Source organism: Pseudomonas sp. GW821-FHT05H12 (assembly GCF_059419385.1).
In genome coordinates this window covers 35,240-59,641 of sequence record NZ_JBWKRS010000037.1, presented here as the reverse complement: position 1 = coordinate 59,641, position 24,402 = coordinate 35,240, and the positions used below count along the sequence as shown (strand labels likewise).

At 62.4% G+C, this 24,402-nt stretch carries 20 protein-coding genes; 7 read left to right on the top strand and 13 right to left on the bottom strand.

Features of this window, described 5'->3' with window-relative positions; all coding sequences use genetic code 11:
* Window positions 1-87: 87 nt before the first annotated feature.
* Window positions 88-735: a TetR/AcrR family transcriptional regulator gene (locus AC07SU_RS25805; protein ID WP_494998638.1), complete on the bottom strand. Its 648-nt coding sequence runs from the start codon at window positions 733-735 to the stop codon at window positions 88-90.
* A gap of 159 nt (window positions 736-894) precedes the next feature.
* On the opposite strand from AC07SU_RS25805, the gene ggt reads away from it, so the two are divergent.
* Complete coding sequence (ggt, locus tag AC07SU_RS25800; protein WP_494998637.1) at window positions 895-2,619, top strand: gamma-glutamyltransferase; 1,725 nt, start codon at window positions 895-897, stop codon at window positions 2,617-2,619.
* On the opposite strand, the gene AC07SU_RS25795 is transcribed toward ggt, so the two are convergent.
* The 4 genes from AC07SU_RS25795 to AC07SU_RS25780 all read right to left on the bottom strand — a co-directional run bounded on the left by AC07SU_RS25795 (window position 2,613) and on the right by AC07SU_RS25780 (window position 6,616).
* Window positions 2,613-3,743: an FAD-dependent oxidoreductase gene (locus AC07SU_RS25795; RefSeq protein WP_494998636.1), complete on the bottom strand. Its 1,131-nt coding sequence runs from the start codon at window positions 3,741-3,743 to the stop codon at window positions 2,613-2,615. The genes ggt and AC07SU_RS25795 overlap by 7 nt on opposite strands.
* Window positions 3,740-4,273 (bottom strand): AAA family ATPase, encoded by a 534-nt coding sequence (locus AC07SU_RS25790; RefSeq protein ID WP_494998641.1) that lies wholly within the window; start codon window positions 4,271-4,273, stop codon window positions 3,740-3,742. The genes AC07SU_RS25795 and AC07SU_RS25790 overlap by 4 nt, the downstream gene beginning before the upstream one ends.
* Window positions 4,270-4,833, bottom strand: coding sequence for a nicotinamide riboside transporter PnuC (gene pnuC / locus AC07SU_RS25785; protein ID WP_176998139.1), 564 nt, complete (start codon window positions 4,831-4,833; stop codon window positions 4,270-4,272). Before pnuC ends, AC07SU_RS25790 begins: the two co-directional genes overlap by 4 nt.
* Window positions 4,834-4,981: 148 nt before the next feature.
* Entirely contained in the window at window positions 4,982-6,616 is a 1,635-nt protein-coding gene (locus tag AC07SU_RS25780; RefSeq protein WP_494998635.1) for a methyl-accepting chemotaxis protein, read from the bottom strand.
* 209 nt (window positions 6,617-6,825) lie between these two features.
* On the opposite strand from AC07SU_RS25780, the gene AC07SU_RS25775 reads away from it, so the two are divergent.
* Together AC07SU_RS25775 and AC07SU_RS25770 are read left to right on the top strand one after the other, a co-directional pair.
* A complete protein-coding gene (locus AC07SU_RS25775; protein ID WP_176998141.1) occupies window positions 6,826-7,656 on the top strand; it encodes an undecaprenyl-diphosphate phosphatase in 831 nt (276 codons plus the stop codon).
* A complete protein-coding gene (locus tag AC07SU_RS25770) occupies window positions 7,653-8,036 on the top strand; it encodes a DUF1294 domain-containing protein (RefSeq protein WP_494998634.1) in 384 nt (127 codons plus the stop codon). Before AC07SU_RS25775 ends, AC07SU_RS25770 begins: the two co-directional genes overlap by 4 nt.
* Window positions 8,037-8,501: 465 nt before the next feature.
* On the opposite strand, the gene AC07SU_RS25765 is transcribed toward AC07SU_RS25770, so the two are convergent.
* The 3 genes from AC07SU_RS25765 to AC07SU_RS25755 form a co-directional block, all read right to left on the bottom strand.
* Window positions 8,502-8,855: an MmcQ/YjbR family DNA-binding protein gene (locus tag AC07SU_RS25765; RefSeq protein WP_494998633.1), complete on the bottom strand. Its 354-nt coding sequence runs from the start codon at window positions 8,853-8,855 to the stop codon at window positions 8,502-8,504.
* Window positions 8,852-9,760: a LysR substrate-binding domain-containing protein gene (locus AC07SU_RS25760; RefSeq protein WP_494998632.1), complete on the bottom strand. Its 909-nt coding sequence runs from the start codon at window positions 9,758-9,760 to the stop codon at window positions 8,852-8,854. Before AC07SU_RS25760 ends, AC07SU_RS25765 begins: the two co-directional genes overlap by 4 nt.
* A 63-nt stretch (window positions 9,761-9,823) precedes the next feature.
* Window positions 9,824-11,197, bottom strand: a complete 1,374-nt coding sequence (locus tag AC07SU_RS25755) for an NAD-dependent succinate-semialdehyde dehydrogenase (RefSeq protein ID WP_494998631.1) — start codon at window positions 11,195-11,197, stop codon at window positions 9,824-9,826.
* 158 nt (window positions 11,198-11,355) lie between these two features.
* Between AC07SU_RS25755 and AC07SU_RS25750 the strand changes: the two genes are divergently transcribed.
* The gene (locus AC07SU_RS25750) at window positions 11,356-12,282 is read left to right on the top strand and encodes an AraC family transcriptional regulator (RefSeq protein ID WP_494998630.1); all 927 of its coding nucleotides are present in this window, start codon (window positions 11,356-11,358) and stop codon (window positions 12,280-12,282) included.
* On the opposite strand, the gene AC07SU_RS25745 is transcribed toward AC07SU_RS25750, so the two are convergent.
* Window positions 12,248-13,438, bottom strand: a complete 1,191-nt coding sequence (locus AC07SU_RS25745; RefSeq protein WP_494998629.1) for an MFS transporter — start codon at window positions 13,436-13,438, stop codon at window positions 12,248-12,250. The two genes, AC07SU_RS25750 and AC07SU_RS25745, sit on opposite strands and share 35 nt — an antisense overlap.
* Window positions 13,439-13,670: 232 nt before the next feature.
* Between AC07SU_RS25745 and AC07SU_RS25740 the strand changes: the two genes are divergently transcribed.
* Window positions 13,671-14,282, top strand: a complete 612-nt coding sequence (locus AC07SU_RS25740) for an FMN-dependent NADH-azoreductase (RefSeq protein WP_494998628.1) — start codon at window positions 13,671-13,673, stop codon at window positions 14,280-14,282.
* 229 nt (window positions 14,283-14,511) lie between these two features.
* Window positions 14,512-15,549: an alpha/beta hydrolase family protein gene (locus AC07SU_RS25735; protein ID WP_176998148.1), complete on the top strand. Its 1,038-nt coding sequence runs from the start codon at window positions 14,512-14,514 to the stop codon at window positions 15,547-15,549.
* On the opposite strand, the gene AC07SU_RS25730 is transcribed toward AC07SU_RS25735, so the two are convergent.
* Together AC07SU_RS25730 and AC07SU_RS25725 are read right to left on the bottom strand one after the other, a co-directional pair.
* Entirely contained in the window at window positions 15,543-16,718 is a 1,176-nt protein-coding gene (locus tag AC07SU_RS25730) for an MFS transporter (RefSeq protein ID WP_494998627.1), read from the bottom strand. The genes AC07SU_RS25735 and AC07SU_RS25730 overlap by 7 nt on opposite strands.
* 104 nt (window positions 16,719-16,822) lie before the next feature.
* The gene (locus AC07SU_RS25725; RefSeq protein WP_494998626.1) at window positions 16,823-20,164 is read right to left on the bottom strand and encodes an ATP-binding protein; all 3,342 of its coding nucleotides are present in this window, start codon (window positions 20,162-20,164) and stop codon (window positions 16,823-16,825) included.
* Between the two features lie 302 nt (window positions 20,165-20,466).
* Here AC07SU_RS25725 and AC07SU_RS25720 point away from each other — a divergent pair, with 302 nt between their 5' ends.
* Window positions 20,467-21,318 carry a hypothetical protein gene (locus AC07SU_RS25720; protein WP_494998625.1) on the top strand — a complete coding sequence of 284 codons (852 nt, stop codon included), beginning with the start codon at window positions 20,467-20,469 and terminating at the stop codon, window positions 21,316-21,318.
* 88 nt (window positions 21,319-21,406) lie between these two features.
* On the opposite strand, the gene AC07SU_RS25715 is transcribed toward AC07SU_RS25720, so the two are convergent.
* On the bottom strand, window positions 21,407-22,993 hold the full coding sequence (locus AC07SU_RS25715) for an ABC-F family ATPase (protein ID WP_026083083.1): 1,587 nt from the start codon (window positions 22,991-22,993) through the stop codon (window positions 21,407-21,409).
* A gap of 142 nt (window positions 22,994-23,135) precedes the next feature.
* On the bottom strand, window positions 23,136-24,374 hold the full coding sequence (locus AC07SU_RS25710; RefSeq protein WP_494998640.1) for an MFS transporter: 1,239 nt from the start codon (window positions 24,372-24,374) through the stop codon (window positions 23,136-23,138).
* Window positions 24,375-24,402: the final 28 nt, after the last annotated feature.

The following is a 24,402-nucleotide window of genomic DNA, read 5'->3' as shown; positions in this document are numbered from 1 at the left end:
CCCCCCCCCCCCCCCCCCCCCCCCCCCCCCCCCCCCCCCCCCCCCCCCCCCCCCCCCCACCCCAGCTCCCACAGTTTGATTCGGTTTCTACAGTGGACTGGGGGTGACGCCGCGCAGGACGAGGTCGGTGATGAAGGCCAGCCAATCCTGCTGCTGCCCCTTGTCCGTCAGGTCTTCGCCGAGAAATGAGCTGAGGGTATGGCGGTTGGAGTTATAGAAGTAGCAGAGCGAGGCAATCATCAAATACACGTGCTTGAGGTCCACGTCCTGGCGAAATACACCTTGCGCCTGCCCAGCCTCGATGATCGGCCGTAATACGCCAACCGCTTCGCCCGACAACCGGCGCATCTCGCCGGACTGCTGCGCATGCTTGCCCTGGTGCAGGTTCTCGATGCTCAGGATCGCCACGAATTCCGGGTGCTTGACGTAGTAGTTCCAGATGAACCCCACCAGATCACGCAAGGCCTGCACCGGCGCATTGAGGTCGAGCTTGAGCTTGCTTTCGGCTTTGTTGAACTGCTCGTAGATGTGTTCCAGCACGCAGACGAACAGGTGTTCCTTGCTGCCGAAATAGTAATAGAGCATGCGGTCGTTGGAGTCGGCTGCCTTGGAAATGCTGTCGACCCGGCCACCGGAATAACCGTCGCAGGCGAACACCTTGACCGCCGCCTGCAGGATGCGTGCACGTGTCTGGTCCGCCTGTTGGGCACGAATGCCGGTCTTCTTGATCACCATGGGGAGCGCCTTGCGCGACAGTCAGGGCGCGAAATATAGCATGGGCATTTTTTCGGCCGTTCTGTGACCGACAAGTTCTGTAATAAAAACGCCATTGCACTGGGGATTGGATCCTGAACGGGCTATTTTGGTGCACCTCAATAAATAGAGTAGCCATGGATGAAATACCAACCCTTCAGCCGTACCTTGATTGCCACTGCCCTGGTGTTGACGGTCAGCGGTGTACAGGCCGCTTCCCAGGCCCCGGTGGCCGGTGAAAATGGCATGGTGGTGACCGCCCAGCATTTGGCCACTCATGTGGGTGTGGATGTGCTCAAGGCCGGCGGCAACGCGGTGGATGCGGCCGTCGCCGTGGGCTATGCGCTGGCCGTGGTGTATCCGGCGGCGGGTAACCTGGGCGGTGGCGGGTTCATGACCGTGCAACTGGCCGACGGGCGCAAGACCTTCCTCGACTTCCGCGAAAAAGCCCCGCTGGCGGCGACTGCCGACATGTACCTGGACAAGGACGGCAAGGTCATCGACGGCCTGAGCGCCAAGGGCCATTTGGCCGTGGGCGTGCCTGGCACCGTCTCCGGCATGGAACTGGCCCTGAGCAAATACGGCACCCTCAAGCGCGCCCAGGTGATTGCCCCGGCGATCAAGCTGGCGGAAAACGGCTTCGCCCTGGAGCAGGGTGATATCGACCTGCTGCACACCGCCACCGGCGAGTTCGAAAAAGACAAGGACATGCGCGCCATCTTCCTGCACAACGGCCAACCGATGCAGGTGGGCCAGAAACTGGTGCAGAAAGACCTGGCCAAGACCCTCAAGGAAATCTCCGCCAAGGGCACCGATGGTTTCTATAAAGGCTGGGTAGCGAAGGCGCTGGTGGATTCCAGCCAGGCTGGCAAAGGCATCATCACCCAGGCTGACCTGGACAAGTACAAGACCCGTGAGTTGGCGCCTATCGAGTGCGATTACCGGGGCTACCACGTGGTTTCGGCGCCGCCTCCGAGCTCCGGTGGCGTGGTGATCTGCCAGATCATGAACATCCTCGAAGGCTACCCGATGGCCGACCTGGGCTACCACTCGGCCCAGGGCCTGCACTACCAGATCGAAGCGATGCGCCACGCCTACGTGGACCGTAACAGCTACCTCGGCGACCCGGACTTCGTGAAGAACCCAATCGCCCACCTGCTGGACAAGGACTACGCCGCCAAGCTGCGCGCCGCTATCGAACCGCAGAAGGCCGGTGACTCCCAAGCCATCAAGCCCGGCGTGTCGCCCCATGAAGGCAACAACACCACCCACTATTCCATCGTCGACAAGTGGGGCAACGCGGTCTCGGTCACCTACACCCTCAACGACTGGTTCGGTGCGGGCGTGATGGCAAGCAAGACCGGCGTGATCCTCAACGATGAAATGGACGACTTCACCGTCAAGGTCGGCGTACCGAACATGTACGGCCTGGTCCAGGGCGAAGCCAACGCCATTGCGCCGGGCAAGGCGCCATTGTCGTCGATGAGCCCGACCATCGTGACCAAGGACGGCAAGGCTGTGATGGTGGTGGGTACGCCGGGTGGCAGCCGCATTATCACCGCGACCTTGCTGACCATCCTCAATGTCATCGACTACAAGATGAACATCCAGGAAGCCGTGGACGCGCCGCGATTCCACCAGCAGTGGATGCCTGAAACCACCAACCTGGAAACCTTTGCGGTCAGCCCGGACACCCAGAAGATCCTCGAAAGCTGGGGCCACAAGTTCGCCGGCCCGCAGGACGCCAACCACTTGGCTGCAATCCTGGTGGGCGCACCGTCCCTGGGTGGCAAGCCGGTGGGCAACAACCGTTTCTACGGCGCGAATGACCCGCGCCGTAACACCGGTTTGTCCCTGGGTTACTGAGGCGTGAGGTGGTGATGCAGGTGGGCCAGGGACAGCGCCACGCTGTCATGGGATAGCTGCAGGGCGGCGCCCTCGGCGCTGCCTTGGGCTGACGGCATCACCCGTTCGAACATGTGGTTTTCATACGCCTGCACGGCTTTCGAGCCGTCAGGTGTCTCCAGCAGGTGCTGTGCCAGTTCGGCAGCATCGAGCATCGCCGCATTCACCCCTTCGCCACCAAACGGCGACATCAAGTGCGCCGCATCCCCGATCAACGTCAACCCGGGCCGATGGGCCCAGCGATGGCCGACGGGCAGGGCGTGGATGTGACGGACGAGCAGGGTGGGGCTGGCGGCGTCAAACAGCGCCAGCACGTCTGGGTGCCAACCTCGGAATTGGCTTTTCAACGAGGGCGCGTGGGACAAATCTATTGTGTTTGCCGCCCAATCCGTAGGCACGCGGAAGATCGCATAGCCGCGCAGGTGCGCGTTGGCGTTGCGTTGCACGATGATCGAGCGGGCTTCGCCGGCCACCTGCAGCGTGCCGCGACCGACCAGGCGGGCGGCGAGTGGGTGCCTCAGGTCGGCGTCATCGATGTTGAATTCAATAAAGGTCAACCCGCTGTACTGCGGCTGATAAGGCGACAACAACGGGCGGATTTTCGACCAGGCCCCGTCGGCACCCACCACCAAGTCAAAAGGCCCGTGATGGCGGTCGCCTTGATGCAGTGTCCAGCGTTGGTCATCGCCCTGGCTGGCATGGTTGATGCTCACGCCCCACTTCACGCAACCCTCGGGCAGGGAGTCCAGCAGGATCTGGCGCAGCTGCGTGCGGTCGACTTCCGGGCGGTCTCCCGCCTCGGGATTCGGGTCTTCAAACAGCAGCTGGCCGTGATGGTCCATCAGCCGTGATCCCTGGTCTTCATAGCGGGCGATGCGTTTGAAGGCGTCTTCCAGGCCGGCTTGTTGCAACGCGAACTGGCCGGACTCCACGTGCAGATCCAGTGTGCCACCTTGCGGGCGCTCCAGCGGCCCGCTTTCACGTTCGAATACGCAGACGGCTACACCGTGACGGCTGAGGATACGCGCCAGGGTCAGGCCGCCAGGGCCGCCGCCGACGATGGCGATACGCAGGGGGTGAGTCATGCAGGCACCTCGGCAAGGAGTTGTTCAACGGCTTGGAATGCGATGGCGCGGCGTTCTTCCCAGCTGCCACGAATGACCAGCGCTGGCTGCTGGTGCCGCTCGATCCAGTCCAGGCTGTCCTGGAAAAACGCCTGGCGGTCCGCCAGTTCCGGTTGGCAGCGCTGGCCGTCGGCGGTCCACTCCACGTCCTCCGGTGACAGCACCAGGTGCAGGTCGTAGTGCCGTGCCAGCAGTTCGCTGTCGAGCCAGGCGGGGTAGTCGCCGAACAGGGTCTGGCTCCACAGCTTGTTGGTCAGCAAGTGCGTGTCGAGGATCAGCAGGTCGGGCTGTTTGGCGCGGGCGGCATCTTCCCAGGCCAGTTGGCCGTGGGCGATAGCGGGGATGTCGGCCAGGGTGGTGTCGCGCTGATGTTGGTCTATGAAGTGGCGCACGTATTCGCCGACCATCACACCGCCAAAATGCGCTTGCAGTTCCGCCGCCAGCCAGCTTTTACCGCTGGACTCGGGGCCGGCCAGTACCACCACCTTCATGCGCGCAGCGCCGGGTCGGCACGCCATTCACGCCAGCCCTGCACGGCGATCACGGTGAACAGCGCATAGAGCGCGGCCGTGAGGTACAGGCCTTTGTAGAGGAACAGGCCAACGAAAATCACATCCACCGCGATCCACAACGGCCAGCATTGCACGCGCTTCTGCGCCATCCACATCTGCGCGACCAGGCTGAAGCCGGTGAGGGCGGCGTCGAGCCAGGGCTGGGCGGCGTCGGTCCAGTGGGCCATGGCCGCGCCCAACAACAGGCTGCCGGCCGCACCCACGGCCAGGCTGGTCATGATCGCCGGCCAGCCGAGGCTGGTGACCTGGCGACCCTGTTTGACCTCGCCGGCGCGGGTCCACTGCCACCAGCCGTACACTTGCAGCGCGGCGTAGACCACTTGCAGCAGCATGTCGGAATAGAGTTTTACGTCGAAGAATATCCAGGTGTAGAGCAGCACCATCACCAGGCCGATGGGCCAGCACCAAGGGTTCTGTTTGACCGTCAGCCAGACAGCGATCACCCCCAGGGCGGCGGCGAACAGTTCAAGCCCGGACATGGCGGTTCCTTAGGGGAGACGAAGAGGGCGCTGATTGTAACCAAAGATGGTCCATTGTAGGAGCCGGCTTGCCGGCGATTCGCCCTTGGGTCTTGTGGCCATTTCAAGAGCGCTATCGCCGGCAAGCCGGCTCCTACAGGGGGCGGGGTTAGATTTTGAATGGGCGCAACAGGCCATCGAGTTGTTCGCTGAGACCGCGCAGGTGGGCGCTGGCGACGCTCGATTGCTCTGCCGCCAACGCGGTGCTGTGGGACAGGCCTGCCGCCTGGGTGACGTTCTGGTTGATGTCTTCAACCACATGGGCCTGCTGCAAGGTGGCGCTGGCGATCGAGGCATTCAGGCCGTTGAGGTTGCGCAGCGCCTGGCCGATGGCATTGAGGCTGGCACCGGCCTGGCCGGCTTGTTCGATGGTCAGTTGCGACGCGCTGTGGCTGTCGCTGATCACCTTGACCGCCGCTTCCGAGTGGCCCTGCAGGCGCTCGATCATCACCTGGATCTCGGCGGTGGACTTTTGCGTGCGCTGGGCCAGCAGGCGCACTTCATCGGCCACCACGGCAAACCCCCGGCCTTGCTCGCCGGCGCGTGCCGCTTCGATGGCGGCGTTGAGGGCCAGCAGGTTGGTCTGGTCGGCAATCGAGCGGATCACTTCCAGCACGCCGCCAATCTGTGTGCTTTCGCTGGACAGGGTGCGGATCACCTCCACGGCCTGGCTGATGGTGCCCGAGAGCTGGTCGATCTGCTGCAGGCTGCCGTCGATGTTCACCTGGCCTTGCTGCGCCTGGGCCTGGGCGTCACGCATTTCGCTGGCGGCGTGCTCGGCGTTTTTCGCCACGTCCTGCACACCGTAGGTCACTTCATTGATGGCGGTGGCCACCAGTTCCATCTGCTGCGACTGCTGCTGGCTGCGGTCATGGGCCTGGCTGGCATTGGTGCCCAGCTCGGTGGAGGACTGCCCGAGGGCGTTGGCGCACACCTGCAACTGGCCCACCACCTGGCGCAGCTTGGCGGTGAAGCTGTTGAAGTGCCGGGACAGCTGGGTCACCTCATCATTGCCGTGGGTGTCCAGGCTGCGGGTCAGGTCGCTTTCGCCGCTGGCGATATTGCCCATGGCATTCACCGCCGCCTGCAACGGGTTGACGATGCTGCGGGCGATCACTGTCACCAGCAAGGCCATGACCAGCGCAATGCCCAGGCCAATCAGCGAGGCTTTCCACACCTGGCCCTTGAACTCGGCCTGCACGTCGTCCACGTACACACCGGAACCGATGATCCAGCCCCAGGGTTCGAACAGCTGGATGTACGAGGTTTTCTCCACCGGCGCTTCGGCACCCGGCTTCGGCCAACGATAGTTGACGATGCCGGCGCCCTTGGCCTTGGCCAGGATCACGAACTCGTTGAACACCGCAAACCCGTCCGGGTCGCGGATGGCCGAGAGGTTCTGGCCGTCCAGCTTGGGGTTGGCGGCGTGCATGATCATCACGGGGGTGAGGTCGTTGATCCAGAAGTAGTCGTCGTGGTCGTAGCGCAGGCCGCGCACGGCGCTCAACGCCTGTTTCTGCGCGGCTTCGCGGGTGAGCGCGCCGGTTTTTTCAAGGTTCTGGTAATAGGCGAGGACGCCGCTGGCCGTCTGCACCACGTGCTGGGTCTGCTGGCGCTTGGCCTGGTAGAGGTCGCCGTGGATCTGCTTGAGCATCAGCAGGCCCAGGGTCAACAGCATCAACACGGCGACGATCAGGATCAGCCAGAGACGACGGCTGATCGACATGCTGCGCAAACTGTTCATGGTCCTGTCACTCCGTGCTTTTTATAATTGTGGGTGCTGCATCGACATTTCCGGCTTGTCTGATAGGCTTTCGGCCTGCAATCGGAAAACCTGAGTACTGCCTGATTTTTCACGCAATTTTTGCACGCCGGGGTTGACTATCAACACCGGGCCTTCGGTGCGCTCGCCTCTTTGAATCATTAGAAACACGCACGACCTTTGGGAGAAACATGGACATTTGGACCGCCATACAGGCATTGATTTTGGGCGTTGTGGAAGGGCTGACCGAGTTCCTGCCGATCTCCAGCACCGGCCACCAGATCATCGTCGCCGACCTGATCGGCTTCGGCGGCGAACGCTTCGAAGCGTTCAATATCATCATCCAGCTGGGCGCGATCCTCGCCGTGGTCTGGGAATTCCGGCGCAAGATCTTCGACGTGGTCACCGGCTTGCCGACCCAGCGCAATGCCCAGCGCTTCACGGTCAACCTGATCATCGCGGTACTGCCGGCGGTGGTACTGGGGGTGATTTTTGCCGACCTGATCAAGCACTACCTGTTCAACCCGATCACCGTGGCGGCAGCCCTGGTCGTCGGCGGCGTGATCATGCTGTGGGCCGAGCGCCGCCAGCACGCGGTGCACGCCGAAACCGTGGACGACATCACCTGGAAAGACGCGATCAAGGTGGGCTTTGCCCAGTGCCTGGCGATGATCCCGGGCACCTCGCGTTCCGGCGCGACCATCATTGGCGGCCTGCTGTTCGGCCTGTCGCGCAAGACCGCCACCGAGTTCTCGTTCTTCCTGGCCATGCCGACCATGGTCGGTGCCGCCGTGTATTCGGGCTACAAGTACCGTCACCTGTTCCAGCCCGATGACCTGCCGGTGTTCGCCATCGGTTTTGTCACCTCGTTCATCTTCGCGATGATCGCGGTCAAGGCCTTGCTCAAGTTCATCGCCAGTCACAGCTACGCGGCCTTTGCCTGGTACCGCATCGCCTTCGGCCTGGTGATCCTGGCGACCTGGCAATTCGGCTGGATCGACTGGACCGCGGTCAAGCCATGAACATCCAGCACCCACGCCTCAAGGCGCTGATCTTCGTGCTGCTGTGCGCCGTGCCGCTGCTGGGCTCGGCCTTGCTCTGGTATCGCGGCGAAACGCTGATCCCGCTCGCGGCCTACGGCGTGGTCAGCGTGGTGGCGTTCCTGATGTACTGGAACGACAAACGCAAGGCCCAGACCGAAGGCCGCCGCACCCCGGAAAATATCCTGCACGCCGTCGAACTGGCAGGCGGCTGGCCGGGCGCGTTACTCGCCCAGCAAGTCTTCCGGCACAAGACCCGCAAAGTGTCTTACCAAGTCCTGTTCTGGGTGATCGTGCTGTTGCACCAAGTGTTCTGGCTGGACCAACTGTTCCTGGGCGGCACGCTGCTGTCAGTCCTTTAGGCAAAACACCCAACGCTAACCACGATGCGAAGCGAGCCGCTCTTGTAGGAGCTGGCTTGCCGGCGATGCAGGCACCTTGGTGAATCAGGCATACCCGGTTGATGCCATCGCCGGCAAGCCGGCTCCTACAGTGGACCGTGTTTGCTTTTGCTCTACACCACTCAAGCCGGCTGTCAGGCCGCTGTGCTCTTGCTTTTGACTTTGATCTTAGGCGGCCCCCCAAATCACTGTCGGATTACGGGCACACCGAGCCTAGGCGAGGTGCCGAGTGTTGGGGCAAGAACCCTTTGCTTACTTTGGGCTGGGCCGGCATTCCGGCTTTTCCAAAGTGAGCCGCTGTAAGAGCGGAACCATAAGCCGCCGTTACCCAAGAAATGGATATGTACCCCGTGAGGCCGCCATCGCAGGCAAGCCAGCTCCCACATTTTTGATCGCAGGGCAACAGTTGGAAAGCTGTCAGACCCCTTACTCCAGACGCAACCCCACCTGCGCCCGCTTGGGCAACTTACCCACCACCAACTGGTGAGACCGCTGCAACAGCCCCCGCAACTCCTCAGCCCCCAGCGGATACGGCGTATTCATGATCACCCACTGCGCCCGCGCCAAATAAGGCGCCGGATGAATCCCCGGCCGGTCGATATGCCCAAGAAACAACGCCTTGTCGACCTTGAACGCCAACGACTCCCCCCGCAGATTCTGCAAGGCAAACATCTTGTTGCCCGCAATCGAAAACACCCGCACACCGCCCCATTTATAGTCCTCCCGCGCACCGGGCAAACTCAGGCAGAACGCCGCGACCTGGGCTTCAGTCATCTTCATAACAAGCGATCTCCACAGCCCTTGAAGGCCTCTTCCAGGTAATCGATCCACGCGCGAATGGCCGGCAGCACCCCACGGCGATGCGGGTACACCGCCTGCAACCAGCCGCCCGGCGACGACCATTCGGGCAGCAGTTGCACCAACGCGCCGCTGGCCAATTCTTCCTCGCAGTACATCATCGGCAGCACGGTAAACCCCAGGCCCTTGAGGGCGCAGGCCTTGCGCACGATAAAGTCGTCGATGCCCAGGCGCGCCTCCATCGACAAGTCCTCGGCATTGCCTTGGGGGTCGATCAGGCGCAGGTGGACCAGGCGATCGGCCTCCAGTGCACCGAGCACCGGCAGTTGCTTGAGGTCTTCCAACGTGTTGATCTGTCGCCCCTGTAGAAACGCGGGGCTGGCGACCAGCAGGGTCTGAGCCTGGCGCAGGCGCTTGGTCACCAACAGCGGATCTTCATCGCCCAGCTCGCGCACGCGCAGGGCCACGTCGATGCCTTCGGCAACCAGGTCGACACGGCGGTTGACCAGGGTCATTTCCAGCTGCACCAGCGGATGGGCGGCGAGAAAGCCCGCGACCATCTCCGGCAACATGTGCTGGGCCATGCCCACCGGGCAGCTGACACGCAACCGTCCCCGAGGCTCGCTGGACATGCTGGCCACGGCCTCGTCGGCCATCTCCGCTTCCAGCAACATCGCCTGGCAGTGACGCAAATAACGTTCGCCGACGGCGGTGAGGGTGAGTTGACGGGTGGTACGTTGCAGCAGGCGGGCGCCCAGGCGTTCTTCCAGCTCGGCAATGCGCCGCGACAGCCGCGACTTGGGAATGCCCAGCAGCCGGCCGGCAGCGGCGAAGCCACCGGCTTCCACGACTTTGGCGAAATAGTAGAGGTCGTTGAGGTCTTGCATGGTCAACCTATTGTCCTGTCAATGGGACGAACTATCCGCGTATGGCGTGGGCAAATCCAGCCCCTACATGCCGGCCATCAACACATACTTCACATGCACGTACTCTTCGATCCCGTAATAGCTGCCTTCGCGGCCATACCCGGATTGCTTGATGCCGCCAAACGGAATCGAGGCGGTGCCCACGGAGCCTGAGTTCAGAATCACCATGCCCGCTTCAAGCCGGCGAGACAGGCGCAACGAACGGCCCAGGGCGCTGGTGTAGGCGTAGGCCACCAGGCCGAATTCGGTGCTGTTGGCGCGTTCTATCACTTCTTCTTCATCGTTGAAGACATAGAGGGCGAACACCGGGCCGAAGATCTCCTGGGTGGCCAGCGGCGAGTCATCCCCCAGGCCGGTGAGGATAGTCGGCGCGTAGAACAGGCCACCCTTGGCGTGAGGCTTGCCGCCCATGAGTACGGTTGCGCCGGCAGCCCTGGCGTCTTCCACCAGGCGCACCACCTTGTCAAAACCCAGCTGATTGACCAGAGGCCCGACCACAAAACCTTCGCGCAGGCCCTGATCCACTTCAATTGCGGCAACCGCCTGCTTCAGGCGCTCGGTGAACGCCTCAAGGATGCTCTGCTGCACAAAGATGCGGTTGGGTGAGATGCACACCTGGCCAGAGTTACGCAGCTTGGCGCTCACCAAGCCTTGTACGGCGGCGTCCAGGTTGGCGTCCTCGAACACGATAAACGGCGCGTTACCGCCCAGTTCCAGGGTCATCTTCTTCACGGTGGCGGCGCATTGCGCGGCGAGCAATTTGCCCACGGCGGTGGAGCCGGTGAAGGTGATCTTGCGGATACGCGGGTCGCCGGTGAGGATCGGGCCGATTTCCTTGGGGTCGCCCACTACCACTTCCAATACGCCTTCGCCGATGCCGGCGTTGCGCGCGTATTCCAGCAGCTTGAGGGCGGTCAGCGGCGTGTCTTCAGCCGGCTTGATCACCATGGTGCAACCGGCGGCCAAGGCGGTGGCGACCTTGCGGGTGATCATCATGAACGGGAAGTTCCATGGGGTGATGGCCGCCACCGGGCCGACCGCTTCCTTGGTGACCATCACCTGGGCGTTACGGTCGTGGGTGGGGATAGTGTCGCCGTAGACGCGCTTGGCTTCTTCGGCGTACCACTCGATGAAACCCAGGCCGTAGTCGATCTCGCCACGGGCTTCGGTCAGGCATTTGCCATTTTCACGGCACAGCAGTTCGGCGAAGGCTTCCTTGTCGGCCTTCACGCTGTCGTGCCAGCGGCGCAGGATGTCACTGCGCTCCTTGGCGAGTTTGCCGGACCAGTCGGGGAAGGCGGCGCAGGTGCGGTCGACGGCGGCCTTGACCTCGGTCGCAGAGTGTTTGGCTACGCGGCCGATTTCTTCACCGTTTGCAGGGTTGTAGACGATAAGCATGGGGGAATCTCCGTGGGCTGAAAGTGCTGTTTCAGGCTACGGAAAAGCGCTGTTTGGGCGAATATCCATTCCAATGTGCTGATTGCCTATTCCTATGAGTGCGTAGCGCCAGCCACCTCTGGCGCAGTACTGTGTGGCTTTGCAGAGGAGCCGATGCCGTGGGCCGTACACAGAGAATTGTCGAGCTGATTAGCGCCCTGGCGCCTGTTGAAGGCTATAACCTGAGCGTATTGGATGACGTGCGTTTCCTGCGTTCCAACCGGCCGCTGCACCGCGTGCCGGTGCTGTACGACCCGGGCATCGTGATCGTGTGCCAGGGCCGCAAGAGCGGCTACCTGGGCGAAGAGATCTACCGCTACGACGCCCAGCATTACCTGGTGGTGTCGGTGCCGGTGCCGTTCACCATGGAAACCGAGGCCAGCGAAGCGGAACCGATGCTGGCGGTGTACCTGCGGCTGGACTTCAGCCTGGCGGCCGAGTTGATGCTGGCGCTGGATAACTTCCCCGAACTCCCGCAGGCCAAGCCCCGGGGCATGTATTCCTCGCCCATGGATGAGCGGCTCAGCGAGTCATTGCTGCGCTTTCTGGAGGCGATGAGCGTGCCGATGGAGGCGCAGATATTGGGGCCGACCTTAATGCGCGAAATCTACTACCGGATTTTTACCGGGGAGCAGGGCGGCTCAATGCGAGCCGCGCTCAATCGCCAGGGGCAGTTCGGCAAGGTGGCGCGGGCGATTCGCAAGATCCATGCGTGCTACCACCAACATCTGGACGTGGAGGCGCTGGCGGGCGAGGCGATGATGAGTGTGCCGAGTTTTCACGCGCATTTTCGCACGGTCACCGACACGTCGCCGATGCAGTACCTCAAGTCCACGCGCCTGCATCAGGCGCGTTTGTTAATGCTGCGCAACGACATCACCGCCGCCACTGCGTGTGCCAAGGTCGGTTATGAAAGCGCCTCGCAGTTCAGTCGCGAGTTCAAGCGCTTCTTCGGGCGCACGCCCCAGGACGAGATCCAGTGGATGAAGCGCACCTATGCGCTGCCGGCGCCTACGACGTCGTCGATTTACGTGTCATCCCACTGAGCAGGGTGATCAGCAGGGCGAGCCCGGCAAACCCGGCGCCGGTGAGCGCCTGACCCTGCCAGCCGTAATGCTGTGACGCAAAGGCGCCGGCCGCAGAGCCCAGGGCGCCGCCGATGAAGTAGACCACCATGAACACAGTGTTCAGGCGGCTGGTGGCCGAAGGTTCCAGCGCCAGCACGCGGGTCTGGTTGGCCAGTTGGTTGATCCGGTTGCCGAGGTCGAGGAAGGTCGCCGCGATGAGGATCGGCCACCACCAGCCGCTCGGGCCGAAGGCGTAGATCAGGGCAAAGGCCACCAGCACGGTGCCGATGCCGACCCATTCCAGCAGTTGGCTGTGGCGGCGGGTCTGTTGGCCGATGGTGGTGGCAAGGAGGATGCCGACGATCGCCGACAGCCCCAACAATCCCGCCTGCGCACTGGAGAAACCATAGGGCGGCAAGGCCAGCAACGCCGCCATCGAGCCCCAGAACACGTTCAATGCGCCAAACACCAGGCCGGCCTTGAGGGCCGACAGGCGCAGGGTAGGGTGCTGCCGGGCCAGGCCCCACAGCGATTTGAGCAAGGCGCCGTAGGCCAGCTTGCTGGTAGAGATGGACACCGGCATGCGCGTCAGGATCGCAATAAACAGCAGCACATCCAAGGCTGCCGCCAGGGCGAACATGCCGCGCCAGCCCAGCCAGCCACTGACCACGCCGCTGACGGTCCGGGCCAGCAGGCCACCGGCAGACAGGCCGCTGACCATCAAGCCGAGGACCGCGCCTTTTTGCGCTGGCTCGCTGAGGTCGGACGCGGCAGGGATGATCACTTGGGCGCTGATCCCCGACAGGCCCAGCAGCCCGCTCGCCACCAGCAGCCAGGTAAACGAGGGCGCCGAGGCCGAGGCCAGCAGGCTGATGAAGTTCAGGCACAGCACGGCCAGGATCAAGGTGCGCCGGCTGATGCGGTCGCCCAGCGGCACAAACAGCAAAAGGCCGCAGGCGTAGCCGAGCTGGGTGAGCATTGCGATCTGGCCGACATGGGCGGTGGTCACGTCGAAGCTGGTGGCGATCAGCGGCAGCATCGCCTGGTTGTAGTAGATGGTCGCGACCGAAAACCCGCAGCAGATGGCGAGCAGCAGGGTCAGGCCCTTGGTCAGGACGGGGGAGTTCGCGTGCATGGCAGGCCCGGTGGCTGGCGGATTTGCGGCGAGAATGCCGCGTGGCGCGGGTGAAATCCAGCACCACAGAGGATTGGGCAATAAACCTGGGGGATTGGATCAGGGCGGAAATGGGATTGTCCTGCTGGCAGGACAAACAGTCGCATTTGAGCTGTCTAATCGTTTATTGGGTTCATGTGTAGGATCAACCTCAATTGATCGCCCAGTGGCGATCCTCACTTGGAGATCACCCATGAAACTGTTGCACATCGATTCCAGCATCCTCGGCGACAACTCGGCTTCCCGCCAGCTCAGCGCAGGCGTGGTCAAGGCCTGGCAAGCCGCAGAGCCAGGTGTGAGCGTGACTTACCGTGACCTGGCAAACGAAGGTATCAGCCACTTTTCCGGCCTGACCTTGGGCGCCCTGGGCACTGCTGCCGAACTGCGCGATGCCGTGCAAAAGCACGAGGCTGAACTGAGCGCTTCGTCCCTGGCCGAATTCATCGGCGCTGACGCCGTGGTGATCGGCGCACCGATGTACAATTTCTCGGTGCCTTCGCAACTCAAGGCCTGGATCGACCGCATCGCGGTGGCCGGCCAGACCTTCCGCTACACCGAAGCTGGCCCTGAAGGCTTGTGCGGTGGCAAGAAGCTGATCATCGTGTCCACCGCCGGTGGTCTGCACGCTGGCCAGCCGAGCAACGTCGGCCATGAAGAGTACTTGAAGCTGGTGTTTGGTTTCCTGGGCATCACCGACATCGAATTCGTCCGCGCCCAAGGCCTGGCCTACGGTGATGAAGTGCGCAGCAAAGCCCTGAGCGACGCCAACGTACTCATCAGCGAACAATTGTTCGCCGCCGCGTAAGGCTTGTGTAAATTTCGCCTTTCCTCGGTTTCAATCTGAAGCCGGGCGCCTAAACTCTGTATTCTGGTCACCTGAACACGACCGGAGTACGGAGTTTTTTCGTTTACCCGCTGTCTCTACTTTGGCCCAGGTTATGCAGTCATGGGTTTACCACCCGGTACGAGCACCTTGAACCATGGACTTTTCAAACAGACATGCCGGTTTTAATGCAGCAAAGGTGGACATCCTCATGATGCGTCTTTGTGCTGTTTTGGTACTTTCCCTGCTCGGTGGCCTGATTTCAGTGCACGCCGCCCCCGCGCCGCACCCGCATTGGAGTGTGGGCTTCCATCGCATGACGTTCCTCGATCCGCTGGACTTGCAGCCGATGAAGGCCATCGCGTTCTACCCGTCCACCGACGATCAACACTCCACCCAACTGGGTCCTTATCACGTCGCGGCTACCGAAGACTCCAAGGTCGCCATCGGGCGCTTCCCGATGCTGATGCTGTCCCATGGCAATACCGGTACACCGCTGGCCCTGCATGACCTGGCCACATCCCTGGCGCGAAAAGGGTTTGTGGTGGTGGCGGTACTGCATCCCGGCGACAACTACAAGGACCACAGCCGCCTGGGTACGGTAAGCAACCTGTACGGGCGGCCGATCCAGATTTCCGAAGCCATCACCGCCACCTTGGGCGACCCGATGCTGTCGCCGTTCGTCAACGTGGATCAGGTGGGGGTGATCGGCTATTCGGCCGGTGGCGAAACCGCGCTGATCCTGGCGGGGGCCAAGCCCGATTTCGATCGCCTGCGCCGCTATTGCCAGGAGCGCCCGGAAGACCGCGACGCCTGCACCACCAAAGGCGAGTTGGTGGTCGACCGTGACGATCTGCAACCGCAAGCCGACCCGCGCATTCATGCCTTGATGTTGATGGCGCCGCTGAGCCTGATGTTCGGCCGTCACACCCTGGCCGATGTGCACGTGCCGGTGCTGCTCTACAGCGGCGACGGCGACAAGCTGGTGGCCGTGGACAAAAACGCCGCTGCCCTGGCGCGCAAACTGCCGGAACCTCCGGATTTCAAACTGCTGGCCGGGGCAGGGCATTTCGTGTTCATGGCGCCGTGTGACAGCGACCAACTGGCCGCCATGCCGGCGATCTGCACCGATGCCGACGGGGTGGACCGCGAGGGCATTCACCGCGACCTGGTGTCAGAGGCCGGGCGCTTCTTCATTCACACCCTGGGTCAATCGACCCGCGCCGGGTTGCAGACCGCAGATCAGTAAGCGCGGCGCTTGAGCAGCACAGTCACGGCCAATGCCGTGACCGACAGCAGCGCAGCGCAGAAGAAGATCCAGCCGTAACCCAGGTTCAACGCCACAAACCCCATCAACGGCCCGGCAATCGCCAGGGCCAGGTCAAAGAACACTGCATACGCGCTCAACCCCGCGCCCCGGCTGCTGTTGGGCACTTGCTTGATGGCTTCTACGCCCAGCGCCGGGTACACCAGCGACAAACCAAAGCCTGTCAGCCCGGCGCCGATCAGCGCGACGCCGGTGGACGGCGCCAGCCACAGCAAGGTCAAGCCCAGGGTTTCGATGGTCATGCAGGCAATCGCCGCCCTGAACCCGCCAAAGCGGCTGATGGCCGAGATAAACACCAGGCGCGACAGGATAAAACACACGCCAAACACCGTGAGGCAGTACGCCGCTCCGGCCCAGCCACGGTTGAGGTAATACAACGTGATAAACGTGGTGAGGGTGCCGTAGCCGATAGAGGCCAGGCACAGGCTGGCCCCGAAGGGCGCAATACGCCCGAACACGGCCCAGAACGGCAAGCGCTCGCCACGCACCACTGGCACTGACGGTTTGTTGCGAATCAGCAAAAGGCCCAATGCGGCCAACACCGACAGCGCGATGCCAAGGCTGGTGTAGCCGTACTCGGCCACCATCACCACGCCCAGCGGCGCACCAATGGCGATGGCGCCGTAGGAGGCGATGCCATTCCAAGAGATCGAGCGCGCGGTGTGTTCGGCGCCGACCGCGCCCATGCACCAGCTGATAGTGCCCACGCCGATCAGGCCTTGGGCCACGCCGAGCAACAAGCGGGCAACAATCAAAATACCCAGGCTCAATGACGGCGTGCTTTGCACCAGCGTTGCCAGGAACGTCAGCACGCCGCTGACCAGAATGCCGGCCAGGCCCAGCACGATGGCGCGCTTGGTGCCGACGTTGTCGGACATGCGTCCGGCCATCGGGCGGCTGAGCAGGGTGGCCAGGTATTGCGAGCCGATGGTGATCCCGGCGACTACGGCGCTGAAACCCAGTTGCTCATGGACATAGCCCGGGATCACCGCAATCGGCAGGCCGATGCAGATAAAGGCGATGAAGGTGTAGAAGACGATGGAGACGATCTGCAGGGTGATCGACAGGGAGCTGGGGGCGGCGGCAGGCATGGGGACTCGTTCGCGGGCGGGCGGTGAGGGCATGATGGCAAGGGCATGACGGAAAAGGAAGCAGGCTAACTACTTTGTTGAGCGTACGGGCCGACCGATCCCCTCTAGCCCGCGTCGCTCAAGCTTTGCATCACACGTGGCATGGTTGCCACGAACCCTAGGCGCTCCGATTCGCGCTGCAATACCTTCAAGTCTTCGGTGCTTGAACTGTCGCGATGCTGCAAACATTGGCCCGCCACTTCGATCAAGCGCACATGATGGCTGACCCAGGCACAAGGTGCAGTCTGGGCAAGGGCCTCCAGGCCTTGGGCATGCCGGCCGGCCTGCTCGAAATCGCCACTGAGCAGGCACGTTTCGGCCGCCGCCACCCTGAAACGAAGGGCGTTATGCGCCAGGCAATCCTGCGTAAGCAGGGCTTCGCCCAGCACCAGCATCTGGCGGCTGAGTCGCGCGTCGTCGAGAATCAAGGCAAGGCTGCCGTAGACCCAGGGGCCGATGTAACGCTGCAACGCATAGCGCTCCACCAAACTCACGGCCTCGTAGATCAGTGTTTGCGCCCGATCGCGTTGATTCTGGCGCAAGGCTAAACGGGCCTGGCCTTCCAGCAGAATTGCCTCGAAGCGACTGGCGCCTATCTCACGGGCCAGTGCCAGGGCATTCGTCAGTTCCTGCTCGGCTTGCTCGTCCTGCCCCGTCGCCACCAGCACCCAGGCGGCGGTCAATCGGGAAAAGACTTCCGCGCGGCGGTTACCGACCTGACGGCTGGACACGGCAGCATCCATGGCGTCACGCAGGGCCAGCACCGGCCGCCCCAAGTAAATTAGCGCCGAGCCGCGAGCACTGCGATTGCCCGCTTCGACATGGGGCAGCCCGTGCTGTTCGCACAACCGCACGCACTGGTCGAAGACCTCATACGCGGTCTGCATCCGTCCTTGGGCGTAGTAGGAATCACCGATTCCGCCCAGAGCCTTGGCCTCGGTTTCCAAGTTCGCCGCGATACGCGAGAACGACAGTGATTCCTCATGCAGGCGACGGCACTCGGCGTAGTCGCCTCGCGGAAAGTAAATATCCCCGCGCAGTTGATACAAGCGGGCCAGTGCCGTGTTCGCCTGCAACGCTCGGGCGCTGGGGAGTATGGCTTCGATCAGCTGTTCCTCGTCCTCCAGGCAATCGAGCGTATTGAGCACCGGCGCCAGCCCCAAGGCCGCCTCAATCCGCTCTTGCGGCTGAGCGGCGAGGGCCAGGGCGCTCTGGAAACAGTCCCGCGCGCGAGCTATTTGCCCCAGGCCCCAATGAGCCTGGCCACAGCGCAGTGCGAGGGTAAAACTGCCGGCGGCGCGTTCGACGAAATCTGTTCCCTGTAGCCCCAGCGCAAGCACGCTGTCGTACTGGCAGGCCTGGAGTTTCTCGTCCATGGCGACCAGCAACGCATCGAAAGCCGTGGGGTCCCTGGCCAGCAACAAGTGCTGTGCATACAGGCTGCGATCACGCTCGCGATATAACTTCGCCACTTCGCCATGCAACTGTTCGCGCAGGGCGTTGGGTATCGCATCGTAGAGGCAGTGCATGACCAGGTCATGGACGAACAAGTAGCGACCCGGTTCAATTTCCCGTAGCAAACCCTCGCGCATATCTGTGCTCGGCAGATAATCCGGCTGCCCCAGCGCCTCGCGCCAAAGGTTCAACTCGCAACGGTTGCCGAAAATCGCGGCGTAACGCAAGGCATGTCGCTGCTCGGGCTGCAGGCGGTCGGAACGGGTCTGGATCAGGTGGCGCAAACTGTCTGGGAATACACCTTCGCGACTCGACAGCAGTTGCGTCAGGTACAGCGGGCTGCCTTGGGCACGCTTGACGCAGTCGGCCCGGTAGGCCGGGTCGACCTCGCTGAACTGATCGGCCAGCAGGCTGGCCTCGCGCGCTCGGATCGGAGCGATATCCAGCAGGCTCATGGGGGTACTGAAATACGGGCGCAGGGCGCTTTCCAGCGGATCGCCTTCATGGCGCGAGGTCAACAGCCAAACCAAGGGCGCCTCGTTCGTCGCTTCGAGCAGCTTGCCCAGCAGGCTGCACAATGCGACCTCGGCCCAGTGAAGGTCTTCGATGCAGATCAACAATGGCTTGTGCACCGCCAGCCGCAGCAGCAACTGTAAAAGCGCCGAAAGCAAGCCCTGGCTGCGCACTTCACTGCTCATCGCCGCGTACTGCGTGAGGGAATGCCCGGGAGGCTCGTCAACCCGGTGTAAGCCCGTCAGCACTCGCAGGAACAGTTGGTGTTCGTCTTTCAGCTTCAAGCGCAGCATCGCGCTTTCCAGTTCTGGAGCGCCGTCTTGTCGGTGCATGTCGAGGTCAAGCAGGCTGCGTACCAGTTGGCCCAATGGCCATAGGGCGTTGTCCATGCCGAAATCCAGCACGTCACTGCGATGGCAGGCAAAACCGCCTTGGCGGGCCATCTCGAAGAACTCGGTGATCAGCCGTGTCTTGCCGATACCGGCCATGCCACGCACATACACCACATGCCCGTCCTGATAGGCCTGAGTGGCTTCGATGACACCCTTGAACTGCAGCACTTCGACGGTACGCCCCACCAAGGGGCGCGAGGCATTCTCGTCAAGATTGCGCAAGCGCAGGCATAAGCGATAAGCGGGGAACGGCTCATCGGCCGGGGAAAACTCGAAACGCGTGCGAAGCTGTTCCACCAGGCCTTGGGCGACATTCACCGGTGCATTGCCATGCGGTTCGCGCGGGGTGTGGCCGCGCAACTGGCGCAGTACTTCACCCATCGTGGCGTCCTCGACGTCCTGGCGAACCAGTTGCAGCACAATCCCGAAACCAGGTTTGGCTAACTGTTCGCGGCTCAACGCTAGCGCACACAGCAGCGCTCGCTCGCTGTCGCTGCGGTACGCTTGCGGCGCGCCGAACCGGGCGACCACGATGTCGTCCGCACGCACCATCGGCACACCGCCGAACTGGCGGATCAGCCGCTCGATCTCTGCCACTCGCGAGGCTTGTTGTTCCGGGCGGGAGAGTTCACCCGACACCGGCGTTTCAAAGCTCAGTTGCAACACATAGCGGATCACATCGTCATCGATCTGGCGCAATGACTGCGTTGCCAGGACCGATTTGTGCAACTCGGTCACTGACTGTTCGATTTCCGCCAGGGCGCGTGTGACGGAGTGACCGAGTAACGCTTCGACGTCGATCTGGAACGCTGTCGCCAGGTGGCGGGCCGTCCGATAGAGCACTGGCTTGCCGGTCTCGGCACGCTTGATGGAGGCAATGGACACACACAAGTGAAGGTTCAAGCAGGCCTCGGCCAGGGTTTCCTGGCTCAGGCCGCGCTGTTTGCGCAACCCTTTCAACAACCCGGCGTCCAGCAGCACGCGCCCGTCGGAAATCGCCGGGGCCTGCAGGGGGGGAACAGCCAACGTGCTCTGTTTGAAATCCATGTCGATTGTCTCGGCGGCGCCTGGGCAGCCGATGGAGTGTACTCCACATCTGATACCAAACTGATACCAGACTGACACTGCTCTGAACTGTCTCGATGGCGCCACGCTTCGGATACTAGCGCACGACGCCTGACCTACACTGGTTGCGCGAGCAGCATGTACCGTACCGCTCAGATGACAGTGCGGCGAAGTCAAGGAAACGCATCGCCGATTCGGTCTGAACGCTGGGTCGGCGACATTCAACGGGCGGCAGGCCATCGCCGTCTCTGCTGTCTCACCCGAACCCTGGTGGTGCAATCACGATGCAAACCTTCAACTGTGTGCCTTTTATCGGCGATGGCGACGAGGTCGATCTCGACACCCGTAGCTTCCCGTTCCTGTACAACGACCACGGCTTGGCTCGCCTCAAGCCCGCTGCAGAAGGCCGGCTGATCCAGCCGGCGCCGCAGAATCCCGAACTTGCACTCGGCGCTCTTTACACAGGTGTCACTTGGGAACCGAGGGAAATCCCCACTGCCAGCGGCTCCTACACCATCAAGTCATTCGACTTCCACGCCCGGGAAGTCCGTTATGAACCGATGTGGGCCACTGAAGAAACAGCGCAGGCTTTCGGCATGACCTTGCTGCGCAGTGGTGAGTGCATCCACTTCGACCATGCGCAACTGATCCTTGGCCAATACACCTATGGCAAATGGGCCGGGCACCAATCGCCCTACCTGGGGCCGGCTCGCCAGCGCGAACTGCTGACCTACAACCCGACAGACTTGGAGTACCACGCTTTTCCCCACGCCTTCTTTTCCCGCCATGGCCGGCTGCCGCTGGTGATCAGCGTGGCGCGCTGGCGGCCCTTCGTCGAAGAAATCCGCCTGGCCGACCTCTGGGTTCGACCCGGAGACGCGCTGGTGCTGCCACCCCAGTACTTTCCCGAGGCCCCATTGCTCGGCGCGCCCGCTGAGCAAAAGCGCTTGAAGGTCGTTGATATGCACGGTAATCGAAACTCGGCGCTCGCTTGTTGGTTCAAGGGGGGCGACGACGCGCTGTTGACGGAAACCATCCTGGCCAATGCTGACTTGATGAAGTCAGAAGCCGGCAGGCCGCACTATCACGAGGAACGAGCCCCGACCCGGCATGAAACACCAGAGGGTTTTCTCTAAAACTGCCTGAGCGATGGATTGGCCAATAAAAAAGCGCCAACGTTGCCGTTGGCGCTTTGCAAATGCGTTGCCTTGAAACGGGCGGTATTTAGAACACCACGCCTTGGCTGCGCAGGTAGTCGTCGTAGGTGCCGCTGAAGTCGATCACGCCGGTGGCGCTCAACTCGATGATGCGGGTGGCCAGGGACGATACGAACTCACGGTCGTGGCTGACGAAGATCAGCGTGCCCGGGTAGTTCTCCAGCGCCAGGTTCAGCGCTTCGATGGATTCCATGTCCAAGTGGTTGGTCGGTTCGTCCATGATCAGCACGTTCGGCTTTTGCAGGATCAGCTTGCCGAACAGCATGCGGCCTTGCTCACCACCGGAAATCACCTTCACCGACTTCTGGATCTCGTCGTTGGAGAACAGCATGCGACCCAGGGTGCCACGGATCATCTGCTCGCCTTGAGTCCACTGGCCCATCCAGTCGAACAGCGTCACGTCGTCTTCGAAGTCATGGGCATGGTCCTGGGCGTAGTAGCCCAGTTCCGCGGCGTCGGTCCACTTGACGCTACCGGCATCCGGGGTCAGTTCGTTGACCAGGGTGCGCAGCAGGGTGGTCTTGCCGATACCGTTCGGGCCGATGATTGCCACGCGTTCGCCGGCTTCAACCTGGAAGCTGAAGTCCTTGAACAGTGGCTTGCCGTCGAAGCCCTTGGCCATTTTTTCGACCATGACGGCCTGGCGGTGCAGCTTTTTGTTCTGCTCGAAACGGATGAACGGGCTCACACGGCTCGAAGGCTTGACCTCAGCCAGCTGGATCTTGTCGATCGCCTTGGCGCGGGAGGTGGCCTGCTTGGCTTTCGAGGCGTTGGCCGAGAAGCGGCTGACGAAGGATTGCAGCTCGGAGATCTGCGCCTTCTTCTTGGCGTTGTCCGACAGCAGTTGCTCGCGGGACTGGGTCGCCACGGTCATGTACTCGTCGTAGTTGCCCGGGAACAGGCGCAGCTCGCCGTAGTCCAGGTCAGCCATGTGGGTGCACACGCTGTTCAGGAAGTGACGGTCGTGAGAGATGATGATCATCAGGCTGGAGCGCTGGGTCAGGATGTTTTCCAGCCAGCGGATGGTGTTGATGTCCAGGTGGTTGGTCGGTTCGTCGAGCAACAGCACTTCCGGGTCGGAGAACAGCGCCTGGGCCAGCAAGACGCGCAGTTTCCAGCCTGGGGACACTTCGCTCATCGGGCCAAAGTGCTGTTCCAGCGGGATACCCAGGCCCAGCAGCAGCTCACCGGCACGGGATTCGGCGGTGTAGCCGTCCATTTCGGCGAATTCGGTTTCCAGCTCGGCCACGGCCATGCCGTCTTCTTCGCTCATTTCTGGCAGCGAGTAGATGCGGTCGCGCTCAGCCTTGACCTTCCACAGCTCTTCGTGACCCATGATCACGGTGTCGAGTACGGTGAATTCTTCGTAGGCGAACTGGTCCTGGCGCAGTTTACCCAGGCGTACATTGGGCTCCAGCATGACCTGGCCGCCGGACGGGTCGAGGTCGCCGCCGAGGATTTTCATGAAGGTCGACTTGCCGCAACCGTTGGCACCGATCAAACCATAACGGTTGCCGGCGCCGAACTTGACCGAGACGTTCTCGAAGAGCGGCTTGGCGCCGAACTGCATGGTGATGTTAGCTGTGGAGATCAATTACTTTACCTATCAATGGGTTGCGAGCGTGGCGGCAGGAGCCTTCAGGCATGCGTCAACAGCGACATCAAGGCGCGAAACCCGGTCGCTGAGCAGAAAATTTTGGATGTGTGTTGGAATTTGGCGCGCATTGTCGCATATGTCAGGCGACAGTTGTATGGCAGGCGAACGATGGTTTCGCCAAGGTCTCCGGCATGGCCAGCCATAACAGTGCCAGGGCGACGGCCGCCACGCCCGCCAGGGTCAGGAAAGCCGCGTTGTAGCCTGCCAATTGCACGACAAAACCCGCCAGGCTGCTGCTCAAGGCCGCGCCGAGGCCAAACACAGTCGAGAGCGCACCCAGGCTGACATTGAAGCGCCCGGTGCCTTGGGTCAGGTCCTTGACGATCACCGGGAACAGCGCGCCGAAGATCCCGGCACCAATGCCATCGAGCATCTGCACCGCCACCAGCCAGTAGGGGTCGCTGGACAGCGTATACAGCACGCCGCGCAACGGCAGGATCAGGAAACCGGCGATCAATAACGGCTTGCGCCCCCACACATCGGCCCGGGCGCCCACCAGCCAAGCCATCGGCACCATCACCAGTTGCGCGGCGACGATGCACGCCGAGGTCAGTGGCGTGGCCATTTGCAGGTTGATCTGTGCGAGTTTCTGGCTGACCAGCGGCAGCATCGCCGCATTGGCCAGGTGGAAGAGGGCGCAGCACACGGCGAAGAGCAGCAGGGGGCGGTTGCCCAGCAATACCTTCATACCGGAGGGCTGTTCGTGATCTTGGGCATGGGCCGGGTCAAAGCCCCGGGCGACTTCATGGTCGATGGCCGCTGCCGACACGCAACTGACCGCCACGACACTGGCCACTGCCATGAACGCCATCAGGTAAAACACCACCACCGGACCGTATAGGTACGCCAGGCCGCCGGCCAGCAAGGCGGCCACGGCATTGCCGGCATGGTTGAAGGTTTCGTTGCGCCCGGTGCGGCGCGTGAAAGCACGAGGCCCGGTGATCCCCAGGGAAATCGCAGAAATCGCCGGAGCAAAGACCGACGCGGCCACCGCACTGGCGGCCTGCGTTAACGCTACCCAGCTGAACGTGCTGACAAACGGCAGCACCAGGCAACTGAGGGTCACCAGAATCGCAGCAATCGCGATCACTGCGCGCTTGCTGCGGGTGCGGTCGATCAGCGCGCCGGCAGGCCCCTGGGTGATCAATGCGGCAATGCCGGCCAGGGTCATGACCACGCCGATGCTGGCCGGGTCCCACTTGTGTACTGCCAACAGGTAGATCGCCAGATAAGGCCCGAGGCCGTCACGTACATCCGCCAGGAAAAAATTCAGGCTGTCGAGGGACAAGGTGGTACGCAGGTCGGAGTGATGGGCCACGGCGAGGTCTTCAAGGGCAGCGCTCAGG